The organism is Pseudomonas sp. HC1(2025), from assembly GCF_058742075.1.
Window position 1 is genome coordinate 5,206,870 of record NZ_CP196017.1, and the last position, 10,888, is coordinate 5,217,757.

Consider the following 10,888-nt stretch of genomic DNA (forward strand, 5'->3'; position numbering starts at 1 on the left):
CCCCTTCCTTACTCAGCACTGCTGCTGAAATCGAGATCTTGGCCTGGCTGAAGGGAGATAACTGCCTTCTTCCAGTCATTACGCTTGCCCAGACCGCGAGCAGTGCGCTTGCTCTTACCCAGAACATTCAGGGTAGTAACACGCTCTACTTTCACGCTGAACAGGCTTTCGACGGCCTTCTTGATTTCCAGCTTGGTTGCGTCAGTTGCAACCTTGAAAACGAACTGGCCTTTCTTGTCAGCCAGAACCGTAGCCTTTTCGGAAACGTGCGGGCCAAGCAGAACTTTAAATACGCGTTCCTGGTTCATCCCAGCAGCTCCTCGAATTTCTTCACGGCCGACACGGTGATCAACACCTTGTCGTATGCGATCAGACTAACTGGATCGGAACCTTGCACGTCACGTACATCAACGTGTGGCAGGTTGCGAGCAGCCAGGTACAGGTTCTGATCAACAGCTTCGGACACGATCAGGACATCAGTCAGACCCATGCCGTTCAGCTTGTTCAGCAGATCTTTGGTTTTCGGCGCTTCAACAGCGAAGTCCTGAACCACGACCAGACGATCAGTACGCACGAGTTCAGCAAGGATGGAGCGCAGTGCTGCGCGATACATCTTCTTGTTGAGCTTCTGAGAGTGATCCTGCGGACGAGCTGCGAAAGTGGTACCGCCGCCACGCCAGATTGGGCTACGGATAGTACCGGCACGAGCACGGCCAGTACCTTTCTGACGCCAAGGGCGCTTACCGCCACCACGAACGTCGGAACGGGTCTTTTGCTGCTTGCTACCTTGACGGCCGCCGGCCATGTAGGCCACGACTGCTTGGTGAACGAGCGTCTCGTTGAATTCGCCGCCAAATGTCAGTTCGGAAACTTCGATCGCTTGAGCGTCATTTACATTTAATTGCATGTCAGCTTCCCCTTAACCGCGAGCCTTGGCCGCTGGACGTACAACCAGGTTGCCGCCAGTAGCGCCAGGAACAGCACCCTTGACCAACAACAGATTGCGTTCAGCGTCGACGCGCACTACTTCGAGGGACTGCACGGTCACGCGCTCAGCGCCCATATGACCGGACATTTTTTTGCCCTTGAATACACGACCAGGAGTCTGGCACTGGCCAATAGAGCCCGGGACGCGGTGGGAAACGGAGTTACCGTGAGTGTTGTCTTGGCCACGGAAATTCCAACGCTTGATCGTACCCTGGAAGCCTTTACCCTTGGACTGACCGGTTACATCAACCAGTTGACCAGCGGCGAAGATTTCAGCGTTGATCAGATCGCCAGCCTGGTAGTCGCCATCTTCAAGACGGAACTCCATGACAGTACGACCAGCTGCAACGTTTGCTTTAGCGAAGTGACCTGCTTGAGCAGCAGTCACGCGCGAAGCACGACGCTCGCCGACAGTGACTTGCACTGCACGATAGCCATCGGTTTCTTCAGTTTTGAACTGGGTGACGCGATTCGGCTCGATCTCAATGACCGTGACCGGAATGGAGACACCTTCTTCGGTGAAAATACGGGTCATACCGCATTTACGACCGACTACACCAATAGTCATGTTGTAAACCTCATGAGTGTACGGGGCTTTCACCCGCTATGGCCGCCCATTTCAGAGCGTTACACGACTAAGACCCGAGTCTTAGCCGAGGCTGATCTGTACTTCCACACCGGCCGCCAGATCAAGCTTCATAAGTGCATCAACGGTTTTATCCGTTGGCTGGACGATGTCCAGAACGCGCTTATGAGTACGGATCTCGTACTGGTCACGCGCGTCTTTGTTGACGTGCGGGGAGACCAGAACGGTGAACCGCTCTTTGCGGGTAGGCAGTGGAATAGGACCACGCACTTGTGCCCCAGTACGTTTCGCGGTTTCCACGATTTCCTGGGTGGATTGGTCGATCAGGCGATGGTCAAAAGCCTTCAACCTGATACGGATTTGCTGATTTTGCATTGGATTTCAGACTCCGGCTGCTATTCCCACCGAGCGCACTGCGCCCGTTAAAAGGAGGCGCAATTCTATAGACGCCCCAGATAGGTGTCAACCCAATAAAAAAGCCCCCGCTGAGCGGGGGCTTTTCAAAGCATCGAAGCTATCTCAGAAGAGATGCTTACTCGATGATTTTAGCTACAACGCCAGCACCAACGGTACGGCCGCCTTCACGGATTGCGAAACGCAGACCGTCTTCCATTGCGATGGTTTTGATCAGGGTGACAACCATTTTGATGTTGTCGCCTGGCATTACCATTTCAACGCCTTCCGGCAGTTCGCAGTTACCAGTCACGTCAGTAGTACGGAAGTAGAACTGTGGACGGTAGCCTTTGAAGAACGGAGTGTGACGACCGCCTTCTTCTTTGCTCAGCACGTACACTTCAGCTTCGAACTTGGTGTGCGGCTTAACCGAACCTGGCTTGACCAGAACCTGGCCACGCTCAACGTCGTCACGCTTGGTACCACGCAGCAGAACGCCGCAGTTCTCGCCAGCACGACCTTCGTCGAGCAGCTTACGGAACATTTCAACACCGGTGCAGGTGGTGACGGTAGTGTCACGCAGACCAACGATTTCCAGTGGATCTTGAACCTTGACGATACCGCGCTCGATACGACCAGTTACAACAGTACCGCGACCGGAGATCGAGAATACGTCTTCGATTGGCATCAGGAACGGCTTGTCGATAACACGAACTGGATCTGGGATGTAGCTGTCCAGAGTCTCAACCAGTTTACGAACGGACGTGGTGCCCATTTCGTTATCGTCTTTACCTTCCAGAGCCATACGAGCAGAACCGATGATGATCGGAGTGTCGTCGCCTGGGAAGTCGTAAGTGCTCAGCAGATCGCGCACTTCCATCTCAACCAGTTCCAGCAGCTCAGCGTCGTCTACCAGGTCTGCCTTGTTCAGGTAAACCACGATGTACGGAACGCCTACCTGACGGGACAGCAGGATGTGCTCACGGGTTTGTGGCATCGGACCATCAGCGGCCGAGCAAACCAGGATTGCGCCGTCCATCTGGGCAGCACCGGTGATCATGTTCTTCACATAGTCGGCGTGACCTGGGCAGTCAACGTGAGCGTAGTGACGGATCAGCGAGTTGTATTCAACGTGCGCGGTGTTGATGGTGATACCACGAGCTTTTTCTTCTGGTGCGCTGTCGATTTTATCGAAATCAACGATTGCGGAACCGAATACTTCGGAGCAAACGCGAGTCAGAGCAGCAGTCAGAGTGGTTTTACCATGGTCAACGTGACCGATAGTGCCAACGTTGACGTGCGGTAGGGAACGATCAAATTTTTCTTTAGCCACGACAATTAACTCCTTGCCTAAAGGACTGAATCAGCCTTGTTTTTTGGATACAGTTTCAGCGATGTGCGCCGGAGCTGTGTTGTATTTTTTGAATTCCATAGAGTAGCTTGCGCGACCCTGGGACATGGAGCGAACGTCGGTCGCATAACCGAACATCTCACCCAACGGAACCTCGGCGCGAATCACTTTGCCGGAAACCGTGTCTTCCATACCCAAGATCATGCCGCGACGACGGTTAAGGTCGCCCATGACATCACCCATATAGTCTTCAGGTGTAACAACTTCTACCGCCATGATTGGCTCAAGCAACTCACCACCGCCCTTCTGGGCCAGTTGCTTGGTTGCCATGGAAGCAGCCACCTTAAACGCCATCTCGTTGGAGTCGACGTCGTGGTAAGAACCGTCAAAAACGGTTGCTTTCAGGCCGATCAGCGGATAGCCGGCAACAACACCGTTCTTCATCTGCTCTTCGATGCCCTTCTGGATAGCAGGGATGTATTCCTTAGGAACCACACCACCTACTACTTCGTTCACGAATTGCAGACCTTCCTGACCTTCGTCAGCAGGAGCAAAACGGATCCAGCAGTGACCGAACTGACCACGACCGCCGGACTGACGAACGAACTTGCCTTCGATTTCACAGTTCTTCGTGATGCGCTCACGATAGGAAACCTGAGGCTTACCGATGTTGGCTTCGACGTTGAACTCACGGCGCATCCGGTCAACCAGGATGTCTAGGTGCAGCTCGCCCATGCCGGAGATGATCGTTTGACCAGTCTCTTCATCAGTCTTGACGCGGAAAGATGGATCTTCCTGAGCAAGCTTGCCCAGAGCGATACCCATTTTTTCCTGGTCATCCTTGGTCTTAGGCTCTACGGCAACCGAGATAACCGGCTCCGGGAAGTCCATGCGAACCAGGATGATTGGCTTAGCAGCGTCGCACAAAGTCTCACCAGTGGTGACGTCCTTCATGCCGATCAGGGCCGCGATGTCACCAGCGCGCACTTCCTTGATCTCTTCGCGGGCGTTTGCGTGCATTTGCACCATACGACCCACACGCTCTTTCTTGCCCTTGACCGAGTTGATCACGCCGTCGCCGGAGGCCAACACGCCCGAGTAAACGCGGACGAAAGTCAGGGTACCCACGAATGGGTCGGTAGCGATCTTGAACGCCAGAGCCGAGAACGGTTCGCTGTCGTCAGCGTGACGCTCCATCTCTTCTTCCTCGTTATCAGGGTTAGTACCCTTGATAGCAGGAATGTCGGTTGGAGCAGGCAGGTAGTCGATAACGGCGTCGAGAACCAGGGGAACACCCTTGTTCTTGAAGGAAGAACCGCAAACAGCCAAGACGATCTCACCAGCGATAGTACGCTGACGCAGAGCAGCCTTGATTTCCACGTTGGTGAGTTCTTCACCTTCGAGGTACTTGTTCATCAGCTCTTCGCTGGCTTCGGCAGCAGCCTCAACCAGGTTGTTGCGCCACTCGTCAGCCAGTTCCTGCAGTTCTGCAGGGATAGGCTTGCGAACAGGAACCATGCCTTTGTCGGCGTCATTCCAGTAGACCGCTTCCATGGTGATCAGATCGATCTGACCCTGGAAGTTGTCTTCGGAACCGATAGCCAATTGGATTGGCACCGGAGTGTGACCCAGACGCTGCTTGATCTGACCGATCACGCGCAGGAAGTTGGCACCAGCACGGTCCATCTTGTTTACGTAAACAAGACGTGGAACACCGTACTTGTTGGCTTGACGCCATACGGTTTCCGACTGAGGCTCAACACCCGAAGTACCGCAGAACACAACGACGGCGCCGTCGAGTACACGCAGGGAACGTTCAACTTCAATAGTGAAGTCAACGTGGCCCGGGGTATCGATTACGTTGAAGCGGTGCTCGTCCTTGTACTGCTTGGCAGAACCTTTCCAGAAGGCGGTAATAGCAGCAGAAGTAATGGTAATACCACGCTCCTGCTCCTGAACCATCCAGTCTGTGGTCGCGGCGCCATCATGCACCTCGCCCATTTTGTGACTTTTGCCGGTGTAAAACAGTACGCGCTCGGTGGTGGTGGTTTTACCAGCATCCACGTGAGCAACGATACCGATGTTACGGTAGCGGCTAATCGGAGTAGTACGAGCCATAAAGCCCTCGCAAAATTAGTGAAGCTAAGATTAGAAGCGGTAGTGCGAGAAAGCTTTGTTAGCTTCAGCCATACGGTGCACGTCTTCACGCTTCTTAACAGCAGCACCTTTACCTTCAGCAGCGTCCAACAGCTCGCCGGCCAAACGCAGAGCCATAGACTTCTCGCCGCGCTTACGGGCGAAGTCTACCAACCAGCGCATTGCCAGGGCGTTACGACGGGACGGGCGAACTTCGACCGGAACCTGGTAAGTAGCACCGCCTACACGGCGCGACTTCACTTCGACCAGCGGAGCGATGGCGTCGAGAGCTTTCTCGAAGATTTCCAGGGGGTCGCTGTTCTTGCGTTCTTTAACCTTTTCCAGCGCGCCATAAACGATACGCTCGGCAACGGCTTTCTTGCCGCTTTCCATCACGTGGTTCATGAACTTGGCCAGGATTTGGCTTCCGTATTTTGGATCGTCAAGCACTTCGCGCTTGGCTGCTACGCGTCTTCTTGGCATGGATAAGCCCTCAAACGGTCTTCAGGTTCGTTCGGAATCGGTGCCCTTGCGGGACGCCTCCGACCTTACTCTTATCGACTCAGAAAATAAGATGATTCAGTTTACAAAAAGCCGCTACTACTTAGGCTTCTTGGTACCGTACTTCGAACGACCCTGGTTACGACCTTTAACGCCGGAAGTATCCAAGGAGCCGCGTACGGTGTGGTAACGAACACCTGGCAAGTCTTTTACACGACCGCCGCGGATCAGTACCACGCTGTGCTCTTGCAGGTTGTGGCCTTCACCGCCGATGTACGAGGAAACCTCGAAACCGTTGGTCAGGCGCACACGGCATACTTTACGCAGTGCCGAGTTAGGTTTTTTCGGCGTAGTGGTATACACGCGAGTGCATACGCCACGACGTTGCGGGCAGTTCTGCAGCGCAGGTACGTCGGATTTCTCGACGATACGCTTACGCGGCTGACGTACCAGCTGGTTGATAGTTGCCATCTACTAGCTCCACTGTTGTCTTGCGACGCTATTGTCTTGCAAGAAAAGCAAAATGGCAGGAACGAATTCCCGCCAAATTTAGGGGTACAAGAGTCTAAAGAGGATCTTGCCCCCAGTCAAGGCAAGGCCCCGACCTCCCCCTCCATCGAAACCCGACAAAACTGTCTTGTTCCGACGAACGGGGCTGCCAGGGCCCGGACTTATTTATCGCAGAACTCAGTTACCGCTAGAGTTCAGCGCTTCGGTCAGTGCAGCTTCCACTTCACTGGCGCTTACGCGCAGCGGCTTGTCGAGTTCACGGCGACGCTTGCGCTCGCTGTGGTAGGCCAAGCCGGTACCGGCCGGGATCAGACGACCCACAACCACGTTTTCTTTCAGGCCGCGCAGGTAATCGCGCTTGCCGGTTACCGCCGCTTCGGTCAGTACGCGAGTGGTCTCCTGGAAGGAGGCCGCCGAGATGAACGATTCGGTGGACAGCGACGCCTTGGTGATACCCAGCAACACGCGAGTGAACTTGGAAACAAATTTCTCTTCGGTTGCCAGACGCTCGTTTTCTACCAGTACGTGAGTCAGTTCCATCTGGTCGCCCTTGATGAAACTCGAATCGCCGGATTCAGCGATTTCAACTTTACGCAGCATCTGACGCAGGATGGTCTCGATGTGCTTATCGTTGATCTTCACGCCTTGCAGACGGTAAACGTCCTGGATCTCGTTAACGATGTACTTGGCTAGCGCACTCACACCCAGCAGACGCAGGATGTCGTGTGGATCGCTCGGGCCGTCGGAGATAACTTCGCCGCGGTTTACCTGTTCGCCTTCGAAGACGTTCAGGTGACGCCACTTCGGAATCAGCTCTTCATACGGATCGCTACCGTCGTTCGGGGTAATGACCAGACGGCGCTTGCCCTTGGTCTCTTTACCGAACGCGATGGTGCCGCTGACTTCAGCCAGGATCGACGCTTCTTTCGGACGACGAGCTTCGAACAAGTCGGCAACACGCGGCAGACCACCGGTGATGTCACGGGTCTTCGAAGTTTCTTGCGGGATACGCGCGATAACATCACCGATCGCGATCTTCGCACCATCCGCCACACCGACCAGGGCGTTGGCTGGCAGGAAGTACTGAGCGATAACGTCAGTGCCTGGCAGCAACAGATCCTTGCCGTTGTCATCGACCATCTTCACGGCAGGACGGATGTCTTTACCGGCAGCTGGACGATCTTTGGCGTCGAGGACTTCAATGTTGGTCATACCGGTCAATTCGTCAGTCTGACGCTTGATCGTGATGCCTTCTTCCATGCCCACGTAGGTCACGGTACCTTTCATTTCGGTAACGATTGGGTGAGTGTGCGGATCCCACTTGGCCACGATTGCGCCAGCGTCGACCTTGTCACCTTCTTTAACCGAAATCACAGCACCGTACGGCAGCTTGTAACGCTCACGCTCACGACCGAAGTCATCAGCGATCGCCAGCTCACCGGAACGGGACACAGCAACCAGGTGGCCATCCACTCGCTCAACGTGTTTGAGGTTGTGCAGACGGACAGTACCGCCATTCTTCACCTGAACGCTGTCAGCTGCGGAGGTCCGGCTTGCCGCACCACCGATGTGGAACGTACGCATGGTCAGCTGGGTACCCGGCTCACCGATGGACTGGGCAGCGATAACGCCGACCGCTTCACCGATGTTCACCTGGTGACCACGAGCCAAGTCACGGCCGTAGCACTTGGCGCAGATGCCGTAGCGGGTTTCGCAGCTGATCGGCGAGCGAACAATCACTTCGTCGATGCTGTTGAGTTCGATGAACTCGACCCACTTCTCATCCACCAGGGTGCCGGCAGGAACGATGATTTCCTCGGTACCTGGCTTGAACACATCACGGGCGATAACACGACCCAATACGCGCTCACCCAGCGGCTCTACAACGTCACCGCCTTCAATGTGCGGAGTCATCAGCAGGCCGTGCTCGGTGCCGCAATCGATCTCGGTTACAACCAGATCTTGTGCAACGTCTACCAGACGACGAGTCAGGTAACCGGAGTTAGCGGTTTTCAACGCGGTATCCGCCAGACCTTTACGAGCACCGTGAGTAGAGATGAAGTACTGAAGTACGCTCAAACCTTCACGGAAGTTCGCAGTAATCGGCGTTTCGATGATGGAGCCGTCCGGCTTGGCCATCAGGCCACGCATACCGGCGAGCTGACGGATCTGCGCAGCAGAACCCCGTGCGCCCGAGTCGGCCATCATGTACATCGAGTTGAAAGACTCTTGATCGACTTCGACGCCATGACGGTCGATGACTTTCTCTTTCGAGAGGTTGGCCATCATCGCCTTGGAAACTTCGTCGTTGGCCTTGGACCAAAGGTCGATCACTTTGTTGTACTTCTCGCCCTGGGTTACCAGGCCGGAGGCGTACTGGCTCTCGATCTCTTTCACTTCATCAGTGGCAGCACTGATGATGCGGGCTTTTTCATCCGGGATAACGAAGTCGTTAACACCGATGGAAACGCCGGAAATGGTCGAATAAGCAAAACCGGTGTACATCAACTGGTCAGCGAAGATCACGGTCTCTTTCAGACCAACCACGCGGTAGCATTGGTTGATCAGCTTGGAGATCGCCTTTTTCTTCATCGGCAGGTTGACGACGTCGTACGACAGACCTTTTGGCACAACCTGGTACAACAGCGCACGGCCGACAGTGGTGTCGACGATACGGGTGTTGCTCACGCTGCCGCCGTCACGGTCGTTGACCGTTTCGTGGATGCGCACCTTGACCTTGGCGTGCAGTGCGGCTTCGCCAGCACGGAACACACGGTCAACTTCTTGCAGGTCAGCGAACACACGACCTTCGCCCTTGGCGTTGATCGCTTCACGGGTCATGTAGTACAGACCCAATACAACGTCCTGCGACGGAACGATGATTGGCTCACCGTTGGCTGGCGACAGGATGTTGTTGGTCGACATCATCAACGCACGCGCTTCCAACTGGGCTTCCAGTGTCAGCGGTACGTGCACGGCCATTTGGTCGCCGTCGAAGTCGGCGTTGTACGCAGCACAGACCAGAGGGTGCAGCTGGATAGCCTTACCTTCGATCAGTACCGGTTCAAACGCCTGGATACCCAGACGGTGAAGGGTCGGTGCACGGTTGAGGAGGACCGGGTGTTCGCGAATCACTTCAGCGAGAACGTCCCAAACCTCTGGCAGTTCGCGCTCGACCATTTTCTTGGCCGCTTTGATGGTGGTCGCGAGACCGCGCATTTCCAGCTTGCCGAAGATGAACGGCTTGAACAGCTCAAGAGCCATCTTCTTAGGCAGACCGCACTGGTGCAGACGCAGGGTCGGGCCTACGGTAATTACCGAACGACCGGAGTAGTCAACACGCTTACCGAGCAAGTTCTGACGGAAACGACCTTGCTTACCCTTGATCATGTCAGCCAAGGATTTCAGAGGACGCTTGTTGGAACCGGTAATAGCGCGGCCACGACGACCGTTGTCGAGCAGGGCATCGACCGCTTCTTGCAACATACGCTTTTCGTTGCGCACGATGATGTCCGGAGCGGACAGATCAAGCAGGCGCTTCAAGCGGTTGTTACGGTTGATCACGCGGCGGTACAGGTCGTTGAGGTCGGACGTCGCGAAACGACCACCGTCCAGCGGTACCAGCGGACGCAGGTCTGGCGGCAGAACCGGCAGAACGGTCAGCACCATCCACTCTGGCAGGTTGCCGGAACCCTGGAAGGCTTCCATCAACTTCAGACGCTTGGACAGTTTCTTGATCTTGGTTTCGGAGTTGGTTTGCGGAATTTCTTCACGCAGGCGGCCAATCTCGTGTTCCAGGTCGATAGCGTGCAGCAGTTCGCGGACAGCTTCGGCACCCATGCGGGCATCGAAATCGTCGCCGAACTCTTCCAGCGCTTCGAAGTACTGCTCGTCGTTGAGCAGCTGACCCTTTTCAAGGGTGGTCATGCCTGGATCGATAACGACATAGCTCTCGAAGTAGAGAACGCGTTCGATATCACGCAGGGTCATGTCCATCAGCAAGCCGATACGGGACGGCAGCGATTTCAGGAACCAGATGTGGGCAACCGGCGAAGCCAGCTCGATGTGCGCCATGCGCTCACGACGAACCTTGGCCAGCGCAACTTCAACGCCGCACTTCTCGCAGATCACACCACGGTGCTTCAAGCGCTTGTACTTACCGCACAGGCACTCGTAATCCTTTACCGGGCCAAAGATCTTGGCGCAGAACAGGCCGTCACGCTCAGGTTTGAACGTACGGTAGTTGATGGTTTCCGGCTTTTTAACTTCACCGAACGACCACGAACGGATCATCTCAGGCGATGCCAATCCAATACGGATGGCGTCGAACTCTTCGACTTGACCCTGGTTTTTCAGCAAATTCAGTAGGTCTTTCAAGGCCTTTCCTCCTGGCGGAGCAGAGAGCGGGCTAAACAGCCCCGCTC

At 55.1% G+C, this 10,888-nt stretch carries 9 protein-coding genes; all 9 read right to left on the reverse strand.

Annotated elements, in window-relative coordinates; all coding sequences use genetic code 11:
- Positions 1-8 precede the first annotated feature (8 nt).
- Positions 9-308, reverse strand: coding sequence for a 50S ribosomal protein L23 (gene rplW / locus ACSSVH_RS23430; RefSeq protein ID WP_002555488.1), 300 nt, complete (start codon positions 306-308; stop codon positions 9-11).
- A complete protein-coding gene (gene rplD / locus ACSSVH_RS23435; RefSeq protein ID WP_057438746.1) occupies positions 305-907 on the reverse strand; it encodes a 50S ribosomal protein L4 in 603 nt (200 codons plus the stop codon). Before rplD ends, rplW begins: the two co-directional genes overlap by 4 nt.
- A gap of 12 nt (positions 908-919) precedes the next feature.
- Positions 920-1,555, reverse strand: a complete 636-nt coding sequence (gene rplC / locus ACSSVH_RS23440; RefSeq protein WP_003194649.1) for a 50S ribosomal protein L3 — start codon at positions 1,553-1,555, stop codon at positions 920-922.
- Between the two features lie 81 nt (positions 1,556-1,636).
- The gene (gene rpsJ, locus ACSSVH_RS23445) at positions 1,637-1,948 is read right to left on the reverse strand and encodes a 30S ribosomal protein S10 (RefSeq protein ID WP_003186070.1); all 312 of its coding nucleotides are present in this window, start codon (positions 1,946-1,948) and stop codon (positions 1,637-1,639) included.
- A 157-nt stretch (positions 1,949-2,105) separates the two neighbouring features.
- Complete coding sequence (tuf, locus tag ACSSVH_RS23450) at positions 2,106-3,299, reverse strand: elongation factor Tu (RefSeq protein ID WP_003176426.1); 1,194 nt, start codon at positions 3,297-3,299, stop codon at positions 2,106-2,108.
- 30 nt (positions 3,300-3,329) lie between these two features.
- Entirely contained in the window at positions 3,330-5,435 is a 2,106-nt protein-coding gene (gene fusA, locus ACSSVH_RS23455; protein ID WP_029299268.1) for an elongation factor G, read from the reverse strand.
- A 30-nt stretch (positions 5,436-5,465) separates the two neighbouring features.
- Positions 5,466-5,936 (reverse strand): 30S ribosomal protein S7, encoded by a 471-nt coding sequence (gene rpsG, locus ACSSVH_RS23460; RefSeq protein WP_002555493.1) that lies wholly within the window; start codon positions 5,934-5,936, stop codon positions 5,466-5,468.
- 117 nt (positions 5,937-6,053) lie between these two features.
- On the reverse strand, positions 6,054-6,425 hold the full coding sequence (gene rpsL, locus ACSSVH_RS23465) for a 30S ribosomal protein S12 (protein WP_002555494.1): 372 nt from the start codon (positions 6,423-6,425) through the stop codon (positions 6,054-6,056).
- A 216-nt stretch (positions 6,426-6,641) separates the two neighbouring features.
- Positions 6,642-10,841, reverse strand: coding sequence for a DNA-directed RNA polymerase subunit beta' (gene rpoC / locus ACSSVH_RS23470; protein WP_169951377.1), 4,200 nt, complete (start codon positions 10,839-10,841; stop codon positions 6,642-6,644).
- Positions 10,842-10,888: the final 47 nt, after the last annotated feature.

Excerpts from the sequence above, each read along its gene's own strand:
- rplW (WP_002555488.1), bottom strand. The coding sequence starts at position 308 with ATGAACCAGGAACGCGTATTTAAAGTTCTGCTTGGCCCGCACGTTTCC.
- rplD (WP_057438746.1), bottom strand. The coding sequence starts at position 907 with ATGCAATTAAATGTAAATGACGCTCAAGCGATCGAAGTTTCCGAACTG.
- rplC (WP_003194649.1), bottom strand. The coding sequence starts at position 1,555 with ATGACTATTGGTGTAGTCGGTCGTAAATGCGGTATGACCCGTATTTTC.
- rpsJ (WP_003186070.1), bottom strand. The coding sequence starts at position 1,948 with ATGCAAAATCAGCAAATCCGTATCAGGTTGAAGGCTTTTGACCATCGC.
- fusA (WP_029299268.1), bottom strand. The coding sequence starts at position 5,435 with ATGGCTCGTACTACTCCGATTAGCCGCTACCGTAACATCGGTATCGTT.
- rpsG (WP_002555493.1), bottom strand. The coding sequence starts at position 5,936 with ATGCCAAGAAGACGCGTAGCAGCCAAGCGCGAAGTGCTTGACGATCCA.
- rpsL (WP_002555494.1), bottom strand. The coding sequence starts at position 6,425 with ATGGCAACTATCAACCAGCTGGTACGTCAGCCGCGTAAGCGTATCGTC.